The sequence below is a fragment of the Pseudomonas sp. MWU347 genome, from assembly GCF_017947305.1.
Classification (GTDB): domain Bacteria; phylum Pseudomonadota; class Gammaproteobacteria; order Pseudomonadales; family Pseudomonadaceae; genus Aquipseudomonas; species Aquipseudomonas putida_A.
The window spans coordinates 354,367-369,632 of the sequence record NZ_JAFGZB010000001.1; the positions used below are offsets into that span (position 1 = coordinate 354,367).

Genomic DNA, 15,266 nt, shown 5'->3' on the forward strand with positions numbered 1-15,266 from the left:
CAGTCTGCGGGGCCACGACTATCCTTTGCGCACAGTCGTTCAAAAGGAGCCCGCATGTCCGTTCAACTCGCCACTCAGGACCGCTGGCTGGATCTCAACGATGTGTTGCGTGAACTGGTCGCCCAGGGTTTTATCAGCCAGGACTCGGCGGAGCAGGCGCTCAACGCCCGCCGCCGCCACGCGACCCACGGCCAGCAACATCCGCTGGAGTTCATCGCCAGCCAGCAATTGGATGACCTCAGCCGTCCAGGCAAACATCTGGACCTGGAAAGCCTGATCCTGTGGCTGGCGCAGCAGGCCGGCCAGCCGTACATGCGCATCGACCCGTTGAAGATCAACGTAGCCGCCATCACCCCGCTGATGTCCTACGCCTTTGCCCAACGGCACAAGATTCTCGCGGTGGCGGTCGACCGCGATGCGGTGGTCGTGGCCAGCGCCCAGCCCTACGTCACCGGTTGGGAGGCTGACTTGACCCACGTGCTGAAGCTGCCGATCAAACGGGTGGTCGCCAACCCGGTGGACATCCAGCGCTTCAGCGTCGAGTTCTTCCGCCTCGCCAAATCGGTCAGCGGCGCCAACAACGCCGATCAGCAAAACGGCAACCTCGGCAACTTCGAACAACTGCTCAACCTCGGCGCCAGTGATCAGGAACCGGACGCCAACGACGCGCACATCGTCAACATCGTCGACTGGCTGTTCCAGTACGCCTTCCAGCAGCGCGCCAGCGATATCCACATCGAACCGCGCCGCGAACAGGGCACCGTGCGTTTCCGCATCGACGGCGTGCTGCACAACGTCTATCAATTCCCGCCGCAGGTGACCATGGCGATCGTCAGTCGCCTGAAAAGCCTCGGGCGGATGAACGTCGCCGAGAAGCGCAAACCCCAGGACGGCCGGGTCAAGACCAAGACCCCGGACGGTGGCGAGGTGGAGCTGCGGCTCTCAACGCTGCCCACCGCGTTTGGCGAAAAAATGGTCATGCGGATCTTCGACCCGGAAGTGCTGCTCAAGGACTTCGATCAGTTGGGCTTTTCCGCCGACGACCTGCGCCGCTGGCAGGACATGACCCGCCAGCCTAACGGCATCATTCTGGTCACCGGACCAACCGGCTCGGGCAAGACCACCACGCTGTACACCACACTGAAAAAACTGGCGACGCCGGAGATCAACCTCTGCACCATCGAAGACCCGATCGAAATGGTCGAGCCGGCGTTCAACCAGATGCAGGTGCAGCACAACATCGACCTGAGCTTCGCCGCCGGCGTGCGCGCGCTGATGCGGCAAGACCCGGACATCATCATGATCGGCGAGATCCGTGACCTGGAAACCGCAGAAATGGCGATTCAGGCGGCACTCACCGGCCACCTGGTGCTGTCGACCCTGCACACCAACGATGCCCCCAGCGCGATCAGTCGGCTATTGGAACTCGGCGTGCCGCACTATCTGATTAAAGCCACGGTGCTCGGGGTCATGGCCCAGCGTCTGGTGCGCACCCTGTGCCCGCACTGCAAGGCGCCGCTGACGCTGGAAGAGGAAGACTGGCAAACCCTGACCCGGCCCTGGCAGGCGCCGCTGCCGGGCAATGCGCAACGCGCTATCGGTTGCCTGGAGTGTCGCGACACCGGTTATCGCGGACGCGCCGGGGTCTACGAAATCATGCAGTTGAGCGATAGCCTCAAAGCGCTCATCACCCCGGACACCGACCTCACCGCCATCCGCCGGCAAGCCTTCAAGGAAGGCATGCGCAGCCTGCGCCTGTCGGGTGCGCAGAAGGTCGCGGCGGGACTGACCACCCTTGAAGAAGTGCTGCGGGTTACACCGCAGAGTGAGCAGAAATAGGCCACTACGGAACCGGATTGGCGAATCGTTATCCAACGCCGTAGTTAACCCCCAGGAGTCACTCAATCATGCGTCTCAAACTTGCTGTCGCCACCGTTGCCTTGCTGTCCCTTCCCGTTGGTTCAGCGATGGCCGACAGCTTTTGGCGTAACGTCATTTCGTCCGGCGCCACCACCGGTTCGACCTACCTGACCTTCAAGGATCACAAGCTGATCGTTGCCGCACAGGACGATGCCGGCAGCTTCGTTGCCAGCGATGGCGGCATCCGTGGGCCGTACCTGGAAGCAGCGATGCAGAAAGTCCGCGCCGACAATCCGGGCCTGCAGGCCACGGACATGGAACTGGCGAATGCGATTCTGGCGAAGAACGCAGTGGCCTCCGAGTAAGTCCGGCGCCAACAAAAATGCCGCTCGATCGAGCGGCATTTTTTTTCCTGTAATTTCGAATTCACCACACCCCCTGTGGGAGCGGGCTTGCTCGCGAAGGCGGTGGGTCAGACGCATCCATTTTTCTGACACGACGCCTTCGCGAGCAAACCCGCTCCCACTATGGCTCTGCGTGTTGCCTGAAGATCAGCGGTAATCGTCTACCGGGACGCAGGCACAAAACAGATTGCGATCCCCATAAACGTTATCCACCCGATTCACCGCCGGCCAATACTTGTGCGCCTTGGTATGCGCATCCGGGGTGATCCCCTGCTCGATGCTGTAAGGCCGCTCCCACACTCCGGTGACATCCGCCAGGGTATGCGGCGCGCGCTTGAGCGGGTTGTCTTCCGCCGGCCAGTTGCCGTTCTGCACTTCGGTGATTTCTGCGCGGATGCTCAGCATGGCGCCGATAAACCGATCGAGTTCGGCCTTGGACTCGCTCTCGGTCGGCTCGACCATCAACGTCCCTGGCACCGGGAATGACATGGTCGGCGCATGGAAGCCGTAGTCCATCAGACGCTTGGCGACATCTTCTTCGCTGATCCCGGTCTGTGCCTTCAAGGGCCGCAGGTCGAGAATGCATTCGTGAGCGACCCGCCCGTTGCGCCCGGTGTACAACACCGGGAATGCGCCGGATAAATGCTGCGCCAGATAGTTCGCGGCGAGGATCGCCACTTCGCTGGCATCCGCCAGTTGCGGCCCCATCATCGCGATGTACATCCAGCTGATCGGCAAAATGCTCGCACTGCCCCACGGCGCCGCGCTGACCGCGCCGTTCTGCGGCAGCGGGCCGTCAATCGGCACCACCGGGTGATTGGCAACGAACGGCGCCAGATGCGCGCGAATACCGATCGGCCCCATGCCCGGCCCGCCACCGCCGTGGGGAATGCAGAAAGTCTTGTGCAGGTTCATGTGCGACACGTCGGCGCCAATGTCCGCCGGCCGCGCCAGCCCAACCTGGGCATTTAGGTTGGCGCCGTCCATGTACACCTGCCCGCCGTGCTGGTGGATAACTTCGCAGATTTCGCTGATGCCCTCCTCATACACACCATGGGTCGATGGATAGGTCGCCATCAGGCACGACAACTTGTCCCCCGCCGCGGCAGCCTTGGTTTTCAGGTCGTCCAGATCGACGTTGCCGGCCTCGTCGCACTCGACGATCACCACGCGCATCCCGGCCATCTGCGCCGAGGCCGGGTTGGTGCCGTGCGCCGAGGACGGGATCAGGCAAATGTCCCGCCCGCCCTGCTGCCGGCTCTCGTGATATTTGCGAATTGCCAGCAGCCCGGCGTACTCGCCCTGAGCGCCGGAGTTGGGCTGCATGCAGATCGCATCGAACCCGGTGATCGCGCACAACCAGCGCTGCAGTTCTTCAATCATCAAGGTGTAACCGACCGCCTGTTCCCGTGGCGCGAACGGGTGCAGATTGGCGAACTGCGGCCAGGTGATCGGGATCATCTCGCTGGTGGCGTTGAGTTTCATGGTGCAGGAGCCCAGTGGGATCATCGACTGGTTGAGCGCCAGATCCTTATTCTCCAGTTGCTTGAGGTAGCGCAGCATCTCGGTTTCGCTGTGATGCGCGTTGAACACCGGGTGGCGCAGGTACGGCGTGTTGCGCTGCAGGTGGTCGGGAATGCCGGAAACCAGTGCTTCTGCGTCAATGTCGTCGACGTTCAAACTATGATCGGCACCGAGCAGCACGTCGAACAGTTTGGCCACCGTGTTTTCATCGCAAGTCTCGTCGAGGCTCAAGCCGACTCGGCCACGGCCGAGAATCCGCAGGTTGATCTGCGCAGCCTTGGCGCTATCGATGATCGCGCTCTGCGCGCCGCCAACCTCGAGCGTGAGGGTGTCGAAAAACTGTGCGTTGACCCGCGCAATACCATGGCGCTCAAGGCCCGCCGCCAGGATGCAGGTCAAGCGGTGCACGCGCTGGGCGATGCGTTTCAAGCCTTGCGGCCCGTGATACACCGCGTAGCAACTGGCGATGTTGGCCAGCAGCACCTGCGCGGTGCAGATGTTCGAGTTGGCTTTCTCGCGGCGAATATGTTGCTCACGGGTTTGCAGGGCCATGCGCAACGCGACGTTGCCACGAGCGTCTTTCGACACGCCGATGATCCGCCCCGGAATCGCCCGTTTGTACTCCTCGCGGCTGGCAAAAAACGCCGCATGCGGGCCACCGTAGCCCATCGGTACGCCAAAGCGCTGGGACGAACCGAACACCACATCCGCGCCCAGTTCACCCGGCGGTGTCAGCAGCAACAGGCTCAGCAGATCGGTGGCGACACACGCTAACGCCTGCTGCGCGTGTAACTGATCGATGACCGGACGCAGATCACGGATCTCGCCGTGAGTGTCGGGATACTGCAGCAACGCGCCGAACACCTGATGCTGGTTGAGGTTATCCACAGCGTCGATGATCAGCTCGAAGCCGAAACCTTCGGCGCGGGTTTGCACCACGGAGATGGTTTGCGGATGACAGTTCTCATCGACGAAAAACAGATTGCTCTTCGACTTCGCCACACGCTTGGCCAGCGCCATGGCTTCTGCAGCGGCGGTGGCTTCGTCGAGCAAAGAGGCGTTGGCCAGTTCAAGACCGGTGAGGTCGATGGTCAGTTGCTGAAAATTCAACAACGCTTCGAGACGGCCCTGGGCGATCTCCGGTTGATACGGGGTGTACGCGGTGTACCAGCCGGGATTTTCCAGCACGTTGCGCAGGATGACGGTCGGCGTCAGCGTGCCGTGGTAGCCCATGCCGATCAGGCTGGTCCAGACCTGATTCTGCTCGGCGTAACCGCGCAGCTTGGCCAGCGCCGCCTGCTCATCAAGGGCCGGCGGCAAGTCCAGCGCCCGATTCAGGCGAATGCCCGGCGGCACCGTCTGCTCGATCAGTTCGACCCGGCTGCCCAGACCGAGGCTGTCGAGCATCGCCTGCTGTTCGGCGGCGTCGGGGCCCAAATGGCGGCGCAGAAAGGCTTCGGGGTCGCGTAACTGGCTCAAGGATGGCAACTGGGACATGACGGGCTCTCTCTTGGCTGGCGCTCGGCGTCAATGCAACACGGTCAAACCAGCATAGCAGCCGATCCCGACGCGCACGGCTTGGCGGCAGAGGGGGTTCCGGGGCATGCTGTAGCGCCTGCATCAGGCGTCCAACTTTCGGATGATCGAATCCTCATGAGCCAACTGCCGTTCCTGCCGTTTTCCAAACCTGTCATTGATGAAGCCACGATTGCCGCCGTCGGCGATGTGCTGCGCTCCGGCTGGATCACCAGCGGGCCGAAGGTCCAGGCCTTTGAAGCACAACTGTCGGAATACTTCGGAGGGCGCCCGGTGCGCACCTTCAACTCCGGCACCTGCACCATGGAAATCGCCTTGCGCATCGCCGGCATCGGGCCGGGTGACGAAGTGATCACCACGCCGATTTCCTGGGTCGCCACCGCCAACGTGATCCTCGAAGTCGGCGCCACACCAGTGTTTGCCGACATCGATCCGGTGACCCGCAACATCGATCTGGACAAGCTCGAAGCGGCGATCACCCCACGCACCAAAGCAGTGATTCCGGTGTACCTCGCCGGCCTGCCGGTGGACATGGAACGCTTGTACGCCATCGCCCGCAAACACAACTTGCGCATTGTCGAAGACGCCGCTCAGGCCCTGGGTTCGAGCTGGAACGGCCAGCGCATCGGCGCCACCGGCGATTTCGTGTCGTTCAGCTTTCAGGCGAACAAGAACGTCACCTGCTCCGAGGGCGGCTGCCTGGTGCTGAACACCCCGGAAGAGGCGCGGCTGGCGGAGAAGTACCGCCTGCAGGGCGTGACCCGCAACGGCTTTGATGGTCTGGACGTCGATGTGCTCGGTGGCAAGTTCAACATGACCGACATCGCCGCCACCATCGGCCTCGGCCAGTTCGCCCATATCGAGGCGCTGACCGCCCATCGTCAGGAACTGGCCCGGCACTACTTCAAATGTTTTGGCGATGACTTTGAAGCGACTTATGGCGCCCAACTGCCACCGGCGGACTTCACCCAGAGCAACTGGCACCTGTTCCAGCTGGTCCTGCCGGAGCGCAAGGACGGCTTGCCGGCCCGCGCCACGTTCATGGAGCAGATGCAGGCCAAAGGCATCGGCATCGGCTATCACTACCCGCCGATCCACTTGCTGAGCCTGTACCGCGAGCGCGGGTTCAAGGAAGGCATGTTGCCAGTTGCCGAGCGCGTTGGACGCTTGATCGTGTCATTGCCGATGTTCACCACCATGACCAAGGACGACGTCGAGCGTTCGGTGGCGGCAGTGAAAGCGGTATTGCGCGACGCCTGATCAACGCCTACAAAAAAGCCCCGAGAGATCGGGGCTTTTGCAGTATTACAGTCTGCTTATTCGCCGATGGCAGCCTTGTAGGCAGCAGCGTCCAGCAGCTTGTCCAGCTCGGCCTTGTCGCTTGGCTGGAGCTTGAAGATCCATGCGGCGTACGGATCGTTGTTCAGCTCTTCCGGCGAGTCAGCCAGCGTTTCGTTGACCGCGATCACTTCACCGCCGATCGGGGAGTAGATGTCGGACGCGGCCTTCACCGACTCGACAACACCGGCAGCCTCACCGGCAGCAAACACCTTGCCGACTTCGGCCAGTTCAACGAACACCACATCGCCCAGCGCTTCCTGCGCGTGATCGCTGATGCCCACGGTAACGGTGCCGTCGGCTTCCAGGCGTGCCCATTCATGACTTTCGGCAAAACGCAGTTCGGCGGGGATATTGCTCATGCTCGGTGTCCTCAAGAAAATTGTCAGCGGTCAGGCCCGCCGGAAAAGGTCAGATCAAGGTTTTACCATGGCGCACGAAGGTCGGTTTGACCACTCGTACCGGATACCACTTGCCACGGATTTCCACTTCGGCGCGGTCGGCGGTAGCCATCGGTACACGCGCCAGGGCAATCGATTTGCTTAGCGTAGGAGAGAAACTACCACTGGTGATCTCTCCTTCGCCAACATCGGCGATACGAACCACTTGATGGGCGCGCAAAACACCGCGCTCCTCAAGCACCAGACCCACCAGTTTGTGCGCAACGCCGGCGGCTTTTTCCGCTTCCAGCGCCGAGCGACCGATGAACTGCCGCGAAGCCGGTTCCCAAGCGATGCTCCAGGCCATATTGGACGCCAGCGGCGAGACATCCTGATGAATGTCCTGGCCGTAGAGGTTCATCCCGGCTTCGACCCGCAACGTGTCGCGGGCGCCGAGGCCGATTGGCGAAATACCGGCACCGACCAGATCGTTGAAAAATCCCGGCGCCTGCTCGGCCGGCAAAGCGATTTCCAGGCCGTCTTCACCGGTATAACCGGTGCGGGCGATGAACCAGTCGCCATCGACTTCGGCTTCGAACGGTTTGAGGTGCTGGATCAGTGCGGCGCGGGACTGGGTCACCAGTTCGGCAATCTTCTGCCGGGCCTGCGGGCCTTGAATGGCGAGCATCGCCAGATCCTGACGCTCGTGCAGATGCACGTCGTAACCGGCGACCTGCGCCTGCATCCACGCCAGATCCTGGTCGCGAGTGGAGGCGTTGAACACCAGACGATAACGGTCTTCGAGGCGATAGACGATCATGTCGTCGACGATGCCGCCACGTTCGTTGAGCATCGTGCTGTAGAGCGCGCGGCCGGGGCGATGCAGGCGTTCGACGTCATTGGCCAGCAAATGCTGCAGCCAGGCCTTGGCCTGGGGGCCGTCAATGTCGATAACGGTCATATGGGAAACATCGAACACCCCGCAATCGCGGCGCACCTCGTGGTGTTCCTCGACCTGCGAGCCGTAATGCAGTGGCATGTCCCAACCGCCAAAATCGACCATCTTCGCGCCGAGGGCGAGATGCAGGTCATACAGAGGCGTACGCTGTCCCATGGGTTTCTCCTTCCGGGCGTGGCGAAGGTGCGGACAGCCGCTGTACGGGGTGAAAGCCTCGAAATAGAAGGCTTTCAGCCGATTTCAGCGAACGGGTCTGTCAGACGAACCGCACCGAATGCCGCGCATTGTAGCCGCATGATTCAGGACTGACGACTAAGTGTTTCGGTGCGCCGAGCGGCGGATCAGGCCGATGACCGGTAACAGGCCGACCAACACCAGGGTCAGCGCCGGCAGCGATGCCCGCGCCCACTCCCCTTCACTGGTCATTTCGAAGATCCGCACCGCCAGCGTGTCCCAGCCAAACGGGCGCATCAGCAGGGTCGCGGGCATTTCCTTGAGCACATCGACGAACACCAGCAACGCCGCGCTCAGTGTGCCGGGCAGCAACAGCGGCAGATACACTTTGAAAAACAGTCGCGGCCCACTGACACCCAGACTACGTGCCGCTTCGGGCAATGAAGGCCGTATACGCGCCAGACTGTTTTCCAGTGGTCCGTAGGCCACCGCGATAAAGCGCACCAGATAGGCCATCAGCAACGCCGCCAGACTGCCCAGCAGCAATGGCTTGCCGGCGCCGCCGAGCCAGCCCGACAGCGGAATCACCAGTTCGCGGTCGAGATAACTGAACGCCAGCATGATCGACACCGCCAGCACCGAACCCGGCAGCGCATAACCAAGATTGGCCAGACTGACCCCGGAACGGATTGCCCGGGTCGGCGCCAGACGTCGGGCAAACGCCAGCAACAGCGCGACGCTGACGGTGATCAACGCCGCCATGCCGCCCAGATACAGGGTGTGCAGGATCAGCCCGGCATAACGCTCATCGAGATCGAAGCGCCCGCGCTGCCAGAACCATACGAGCAGTTGCAGCAACGGAATCACGAACGCGCAGGCAAACACCAACGTGCACCAGCCGGTCGCCGCGAACGCCTTTAGCCCGCGCAGCTGATACAACGCCTTGACCCTGGGGCGCTCGTTGCTCGCCCGGTTGGCGCCACGGGCGCGCCGCTCTCCGTACAGCACCAGCATCACCACCAGCAGCAACAGGCTCGCCAGTTGTGCGGCGCTCGGCAGGCTGAAGAAGCCGTACCAGGTCTTGTAGATGGCGGTGGTGAAGGTGTCGAAGTTGAACACCGACACCGCGCCGAAATCCGCCAGCGTCTCCATCAGCGCCAGCGCCACACCGGCGCCAATCGCCGGACGCGCCATCGGCAACGCCACCCGCCAGAACGCCTGCCATGGCGATTGCCCGAGTACCCGCGCCGCCTCCATCAAGCCTTTGCCCTGCGCGAGAAACGCGGTGCGCGCCAGCAGGTAAACGTACGGATAAAACACCAGCACCAGCACCACGATCACCCCGCCGGTAGAGCGCACGCGCGGCAGGCGCAAGCCGCTGCCGAACCACTCACGCAGCAGGGTCTGCACCGGGCCGGCGAAGTCCAGCAGGCCGACGAAGACGAACGCCAGCACGTAGGCCGGGATGGCGAACGGCAGCATCAGCGCCCAGTCGAGCCAGCGCCGTCCGGGGAATTCGCAGAGGCTGGTGAGCCACGCCAGACTGACACCGAGCAGCGTCACACCGACGCCAACGCCGAGCACCAGCGTCAGGGTGTTGCCGAGCAGGCGCGGCATCTGGGTTTCCCACAGGTGCGACCAGATCTGCTGATCGATGGTCTGCCACGACAGCAGCAGGACACTCAGGGGCAACAGCACCAGCGCGGCAATGGCGAGGACGATGGGGTACCAGCGGCGTTGGGCGGGTTGGGCCACTTTTGGGACTCTGAGGGGTGGTTGGTGGTTCTGATTCAGGTGTTTCAGCTCGAGATTGCTGCCCTCACCTAACCCTCTCCCGGAGGGAGAGGGGACTGAACGTGGTGACCTTTCGATTTACGCCGACCTGATACATCGAGCCGAGCTCCGGTCTTGAAAGCCATGGAGATCGGCTCCCTCTCCCCCCGGGAGAGGGCTGGGGTGAGGGCAGCGATCTTGAGCGAACACAGCGACCGGCAAATACTCAGTTCCAACCCGCCCGATCCATCATGCGGATCGCTTCCGCCTGACGCTTGCCCGCCACTTCCACCGGCAAGGTGTCAGCGACGAACTTGCCCCACGCCGCCACTTCTTCCGAAGGTTTCACTGCCGGGTTGGCCGGGAACTCCTGGTTGACGTCGGCGAAGATTTTCTGCGCTTCAGGTGTGGTCATCCATTCGACCAGCGCCTTGGCTGCTTCCGGGTGCGGTGCATGTTGGGTCAGGCCGATACCGGACAGGTTTACATGCACGCCGCGATCGGCCTGATTCGGCCAGAACAGTTTCACCGGCAGGTCGGGCTTCTGCTTGTGCAGGCGCCCGTAGTAGTAGGTGTTGACGATGCCGACGTCGCACTGCCCGGCGTTGATCGCTTCCAGCACCGCAACGTCGTCGGAGAACACATCGGTGGACAGGTTGTTGACCCAGCCCTTGAGGATCTTCTCGGTCTTCTCGGCGCCGTGCACTTCGATCATGGTCGCGGTCAGCGACTGGTTGTAGACCTTCTTCGCCGTGCGCAGGCACAGACGCCCTTCCCAATTCTTGTCGGCCAACGCTTCGTAGGTGGTCAACTCGCCCGGTTTCACCCGTTCGGTGGAATAGGCGATGGTCCGCGCGCGCAGGCTCAGGCCGGTCCAGGCGTGGCTGGAGGAGCGGTATTGCGCGGGAATGTTGCTGTCGATGGTCTTCGAGGTGAACGGCTGGAGGATGCCCATCTGTTCGGCCTGCCAGAGGTTGCCGGCATCCACGGTGAGCAGCAGGTCGGCGGTGGCGTTTTCGCCCTCGGCCTTGATCCGCTGCATCAGCGGCGCTTCCTTGTCGGTGATGAACTTGATCTTCACCCCGGTTTTCGCGGTGTAGGCGTCGAACACCGGTTTGATCAACTCATCGATACGCGAGGAGTAGACCACCACCTCGTCGGCGGCCTGGGCGGCAGTGCTGCCGATCAGGGTCAGGGCCAGTGCGGTCAGGAGACGCTTGGGTGCCAACATGGGAGTGATCTCTCGGTCGGAAAATGTGGGCCAAATGATAAGGACTCACATTTACCAGCTCAATCGAACACTTGGGCAAGGAGTTACCAGATGTTGCACAAGCTGAAATTCATGGCGTCGGTTCTGGCCCCTTCGCGAGCAAGCCCGCTCCCACCCCTGAAATGTATTCCAATGTGGGAGCGGGCTTGCTCGCGAAGAGGCCATCAGCCTCAAACAAATCTCAGGGTTTGGCCAGTACCGGCAGATCCCCGGTCAACCCCAGCGCCTCACGCACAAACAACGCCTTGGCCTCCGGCATCTGCTCCACCAGTTTCAATCCGGCGTTGCGCAACCAGCGCACCGGCAACGGGTCAGCCTGGAACAAGCGCTCGAAGCCCTCCATCGCCGCCATCAATGCCAGGTTGTGCGGCATGCGCCGGCGCTCGTAGCGGCTCAGCACCTTCACATCCGCCAGCCGTTCGCCGCGTTCCGCCGCTTGCAACAGCACTTCAGCCAGCACCGCCGCATCGAGGAAACCCAGGTTCACACCCTGCCCGGCCAACGGGTGAATGGTGTGCGCGGCGTCGCCGATCAGTGCCAGGCCTTCGGCCACGTAGCGTTTGGCGTGGCGTTGACGCAAAGGCACGCACAGCCGTGGATCAGCACTGACGACTTCGCCCAGGCAACCTTCAAAGGCTCGCTCCAGCTCACGACAGAATGCCGCTTCATCCAGCGCCATCAGGCGTTCGGCTTCACTTGGCGTTGTCGACCAGACGATCGAGCACCAGTCCTGCTGCCCGTCACGCTCCAGCGGCAGAAACGCCAGCGGCCCGTGATCGGTGAAACGCTGCCACGCGGTCATCCGGTGCGGCTTGCTGCTGCGCACGCTGGTAACGATGGCATGGTGCAGGTAATCCCACTCGCGAGTAGCGACGCCGGTCAGACGGCGTACCGCCGAATTGGCGCCGTCCGCCGCAATCACCAGCGGCGCACGCAACTGCCGACCATCGGCCAGAGTCAGAAGCCAGTCGTCACCGGAGCGGCGCATCTGTTCCAGCCGTGCGTTGGCCAGCATGCCCAGATCGCAATCGTGCAAACGATCGAGCAAGGCATCCTGCACCACGCGGTTTTCGACGATATGGCCGAGCACTTCGGCATGCACACTGCTCGCCGAGAAATGAATCTGCCCGGTGCCGCTGCCGTCCCACACGTGCATGTCGGTGTACGGGCTGCTGCGGCGCTTGGCGATGCCGTCCCAGACGCCAAGGCGTTCGAGTATCCGCTGGCTGGCCGCCGACAAGGCGCTCACTCGCGGCTCGAACGGCGCGGCGGCGTCGAACGGTTTGACGCTCAGCGGGCTGCCGTCGAGCAGCAACACTTCCAGGCCGCTGTCCTGCAACGCCAACGCGAGGGCGCTGCCGACCATTCCGGCTCCGACAATCAGCAGATCTGCGCGCATTTCCATGCTTTAAGCCTGTCTCGCTGGCGGCATACGCCGCCCGTAAAGGGTTTTAGCCAGCGCGCCAGTTGGCGGCGCGCTGCTGAAAGTGAAAGTGCCGACCCGCCGCTCAAGCATCCGGCCGCGTCCCCAGCCCCATGGCCTGACGAGCAAACCAGCGCTTGGCCGGTGGCAACAGATCGAGACCGAGCAGGCCGATGTTGCGGCCCAGCGAGATCAGCGGCTGGGTGCTGCCGAACAGCCGGGTGACCTGATCGGAGAAGCCCACGGTGAGCTCCTGATCCAGACGCTGCCGCTCGCGATAGGCCTGCAAGGTGGCGAAGTCGCCCAGCGGTTTGTCGCTGGCGAGCAGTGCGGCAGCCAGTGCATCAGCATCCCGCAGGGACAGGTTGAAACCTTGTCCGGCAATCGGGTGCAGGCTGTGCGCGGCATTGCCGAGTACGGCCAAATGCGAGCGCACCTGCTCTTCGGCCTCGACCAGTGACAACGGATACAGATGCCGCGCGCCGACCTGTTTCAAGGTGCCGAGGCGGTAGCCGAACACGCCTTGCAGTTCGCTGAGGAAATCGCGCTCGCTGAGGTCTGCCAGGCGTTGCGCATCCATGCCCAGGCGGGTCCAGACCAGTGCGCAACGGTTGTCCGGCAGCGGCAGCAAGGCCATCGGCCCTTCGTCGGTGAAGCGCTCGAAGGCCATGCCGTTGTGTGATTCGCTCGGGGTGATGTTGGCGATCAGCGCGCTCTGGTTGTACGGACGCTTGCGCACGTTGATGCCCAGTTGTTCGCGCAGACCGGAGCGACCACCATCGGCGAGCACCGCCAGATCGCACTCGACGGTGGTTTCATCATTGAGGGTCAGGCGATAGCCGTCAGGCAGCGGCTCCATGCGCGTGACTTCCGCCGGGCAGCGCCAACTGATCACGTCTTTGTCCAGGTGCTGCCACAGGCACTGGCCGAGCCAGGCGTTTTCCACCACGTAGCCGAGTGCCGGCACGCCCTCTTCCATCGCCGACAGACGGGCGGTGGAGAAGCGGCCACGGTCGGACACGTGAATCTGTTTGATCGGCTCGGCGCGGCGGGAAATCTCCTGCCACACGCCCAGCCGTTGATAGATCTGCCGGGAACCGAAGGACAGCGCCGACGAACGTGCGTCGTAGCTCGGCTGCCAGCTGTCGCCGGGGGCGAACGGTTCGATCAGGACGATTTTCCAGCCACGCGCCTTGGCCCCGGCCTGCAAGGCCAACGCCAGGCTGGCGCCGACCAGGCCGCCACCGATGATTGCCAGATTGACTCGACTCATGCCGCGTGTGTCCGTGCTTGCGCCATCAGCGCTTCGATTTCGGCAACGGTTTTCGGTACGCCGCTGGTCAATATTTCACAACCGGTCTTGGTCACTACCACGTCATCCTCGATGCGCACGCCAATGCCGCGCCATTTCTTCGCTACGTGCTGGTTGTCCGGGGCGATGTAGATGCCCGGCTCCACGGTCAGCGCCATGCCGACCTCCAGCACCCGCCATTCGCCGCCGACTTTGTACTCGCCAACGTCATGTACATCCATGCCCAGCCAATGGCCGGCACGGTGCATGTAAAACGCTTTATAGGCTTCGGTCGCGATCAACTCATCGACCTCGCCTTGCAGGATTCCGAGCTTGACCAGGCCTGCGGTAATCACCCGTACCGTGGCTTCGTGCGCCTGGTTCCAGTTTTTGTTCGGGGCGATTTCAGCGAATGCGGCTTCCTGCGAGGCCAGCACCAGTTCGTAGATCGCTTTCTGCTCGGCGGAAAACTTGCCGTTGACCGGCCAGGTGCGGGTGATGTCGCTGGCGTAGCAGTCGATCTCGCAACCGGCGTCGATCAACACCAGATCGCCGTCCTTGAGCAGCGCGTCATTCTGCTGGTAATGCAGGATGCAGCTGTTGCGCCCGGCAGCGACGATCGAACCATAGGCCGGCATCTTCGCCCCGCCCTTGCGGAATTCGTAATCGAGTTCGGCTTCGAGGCTGTATTCGTACAGTCCCGGCCGGCTGGCCTGCATCGCGCGGATATGCGCCTGAGCGGAAATCCGTGCGGCTTCGCGCATCACCTTCACTTCTGCCGCCGATTTATACAGGCGCATGTCGTGCAGCAGGTGATCCAGGGCAACGAATTCGTTCGGTGGCTGGGCGCCGAGGTGCGCCTTGGAGCGGATCACGTTGATCCAGTCCATCAGATGGCGGTCGAACTCCGGGTTGCTTCCCATCGCCGAATACACCCGGTCGCGGCCTTCGATCAGGCCCGGCAGGATGTCGTCGATGTCGGTAATCGGGAACGCGTCGTCAGCGCCGTAATCACGGATTGCGCCTTCCTGGCCGGCGCGCAGGCCGTCCCATAACTCGCGTTCGGCATTGCGCTCGCGGCAGAACAGCACGTACTCGCCGTGCTCGCGGCCGGGCATCAGGACGATGACCGCCTGTGGCTCGGGGAAACCGCTGAGGTACTGAAAGTCGCTGTCCTGACGGTAGACGTGCTCGACGTCGCGGTTGCGGATCGCGACTGCGGCGGCGGGCAGGATCGCGATGCTGTTGGGTTCCATCTGCGCCATCAGGGCCTTGCGGCGACGGCTGTATTCCGCTTTGGGGATATGGATCATGGGCAGATGGCTTTCCCTGGCA

The 15,266-nt window shown here is 62.7% G+C and carries 11 protein-coding genes; 3 read left to right on the plus strand and 8 right to left on the minus strand.

The window, feature by feature from the left end; genetic code table 11:
* Window positions 1-54: 54 nt before the first annotated feature.
* Window positions 55-1,839 (plus strand): GspE/PulE family protein, encoded by a 1,785-nt coding sequence (locus tag KCG87_RS01585; RefSeq protein WP_210556376.1) that lies wholly within the window; start codon window positions 55-57, stop codon window positions 1,837-1,839.
* A 65-nt stretch (window positions 1,840-1,904) separates the two neighbouring features.
* Window positions 1,905-2,225 carry a DUF2388 domain-containing protein gene (locus KCG87_RS01590; protein ID WP_177409030.1) on the plus strand — a complete coding sequence of 107 codons (321 nt, stop codon included), beginning with the start codon at window positions 1,905-1,907 and terminating at the stop codon, window positions 2,223-2,225.
* Window positions 2,226-2,411: 186 nt separating this feature from the next.
* On the opposite strand, the gene gcvP is transcribed toward KCG87_RS01590, so the two are convergent.
* Window positions 2,412-5,285 carry an aminomethyl-transferring glycine dehydrogenase gene (gcvP, locus tag KCG87_RS01595; RefSeq protein ID WP_210556374.1) on the minus strand — a complete coding sequence of 958 codons (2,874 nt, stop codon included), beginning with the start codon at window positions 5,283-5,285 and terminating at the stop codon, window positions 2,412-2,414.
* Between the two features lie 156 nt (window positions 5,286-5,441).
* Between gcvP and KCG87_RS01600 the strand changes: the two genes are divergently transcribed.
* A complete protein-coding gene (locus tag KCG87_RS01600; RefSeq protein WP_098966167.1) occupies window positions 5,442-6,584 on the plus strand; it encodes a DegT/DnrJ/EryC1/StrS aminotransferase family protein in 1,143 nt (380 codons plus the stop codon).
* Window positions 6,585-6,640: 56 nt separating this feature from the next.
* On the opposite strand, the gene gcvH is transcribed toward KCG87_RS01600, so the two are convergent.
* From gcvH to pepP, 7 genes are all read right to left on the minus strand, one after another.
* Window positions 6,641-7,024 carry a glycine cleavage system protein GcvH gene (gene gcvH, locus KCG87_RS01605; RefSeq protein ID WP_098966169.1) on the minus strand — a complete coding sequence of 128 codons (384 nt, stop codon included), beginning with the start codon at window positions 7,022-7,024 and terminating at the stop codon, window positions 6,641-6,643.
* Between the two features lie 49 nt (window positions 7,025-7,073).
* Entirely contained in the window at window positions 7,074-8,156 is a 1,083-nt protein-coding gene (gcvT, locus tag KCG87_RS01610) for a glycine cleavage system aminomethyltransferase GcvT (RefSeq protein WP_027610497.1), read from the minus strand.
* A gap of 156 nt (window positions 8,157-8,312) precedes the next feature.
* Window positions 8,313-9,929 carry an iron ABC transporter permease gene (locus KCG87_RS01615; RefSeq protein ID WP_210556372.1) on the minus strand — a complete coding sequence of 539 codons (1,617 nt, stop codon included), beginning with the start codon at window positions 9,927-9,929 and terminating at the stop codon, window positions 8,313-8,315.
* A 244-nt stretch (window positions 9,930-10,173) separates the two neighbouring features.
* Window positions 10,174-11,178, minus strand: coding sequence for an extracellular solute-binding protein (locus tag KCG87_RS01620; protein ID WP_135296801.1), 1,005 nt, complete (start codon window positions 11,176-11,178; stop codon window positions 10,174-10,176).
* Window positions 11,179-11,398: 220 nt separating this feature from the next.
* Complete coding sequence (locus KCG87_RS01625; protein WP_171061890.1) at window positions 11,399-12,616, minus strand: 2-octaprenyl-3-methyl-6-methoxy-1,4-benzoquinol hydroxylase; 1,218 nt, start codon at window positions 12,614-12,616, stop codon at window positions 11,399-11,401.
* A 109-nt stretch (window positions 12,617-12,725) separates the two neighbouring features.
* Window positions 12,726-13,913 (minus strand): 2-octaprenyl-6-methoxyphenyl hydroxylase, encoded by a 1,188-nt coding sequence (ubiH, locus tag KCG87_RS01630; protein ID WP_098966175.1) that lies wholly within the window; start codon window positions 13,911-13,913, stop codon window positions 12,726-12,728.
* On the minus strand, window positions 13,910-15,244 hold the full coding sequence (gene pepP / locus KCG87_RS01635; protein ID WP_098966177.1) for a Xaa-Pro aminopeptidase: 1,335 nt from the start codon (window positions 15,242-15,244) through the stop codon (window positions 13,910-13,912). Before pepP ends, ubiH begins: the two co-directional genes overlap by 4 nt.
* Window positions 15,245-15,266 lie beyond the last annotated feature (22 nt).

Excerpts from the sequence above, each read along its gene's own strand:
- KCG87_RS01585 (WP_210556376.1), top strand. The coding sequence starts at position 55 with ATGTCCGTTCAACTCGCCACTCAGGACCGCTGGCTGGATCTCAACGAT.
- gcvP (WP_210556374.1), bottom strand. The coding sequence starts at position 5,285 with ATGTCCCAGTTGCCATCCTTGAGCCAGTTACGCGACCCCGAAGCCTTT.
- KCG87_RS01600 (WP_098966167.1), top strand. The coding sequence starts at position 5,442 with ATGAGCCAACTGCCGTTCCTGCCGTTTTCCAAACCTGTCATTGATGAA.
- gcvH (WP_098966169.1), bottom strand. The coding sequence starts at position 7,024 with ATGAGCAATATCCCCGCCGAACTGCGTTTTGCCGAAAGTCATGAATGG.
- gcvT (WP_027610497.1), bottom strand. The coding sequence starts at position 8,156 with ATGGGACAGCGTACGCCTCTGTATGACCTGCATCTCGCCCTCGGCGCG.
- KCG87_RS01620 (WP_135296801.1), bottom strand. The coding sequence starts at position 11,178 with ATGTTGGCACCCAAGCGTCTCCTGACCGCACTGGCCCTGACCCTGATC.
- KCG87_RS01625 (WP_171061890.1), bottom strand. The coding sequence starts at position 12,616 with ATGCGCGCAGATCTGCTGATTGTCGGAGCCGGAATGGTCGGCAGCGCC.
- ubiH (WP_098966175.1), bottom strand. The coding sequence starts at position 13,913 with ATGAGTCGAGTCAATCTGGCAATCATCGGTGGCGGCCTGGTCGGCGCC.
- pepP (WP_098966177.1), bottom strand. The coding sequence starts at position 15,244 with ATGATCCATATCCCCAAAGCGGAATACAGCCGTCGCCGCAAGGCCCTG.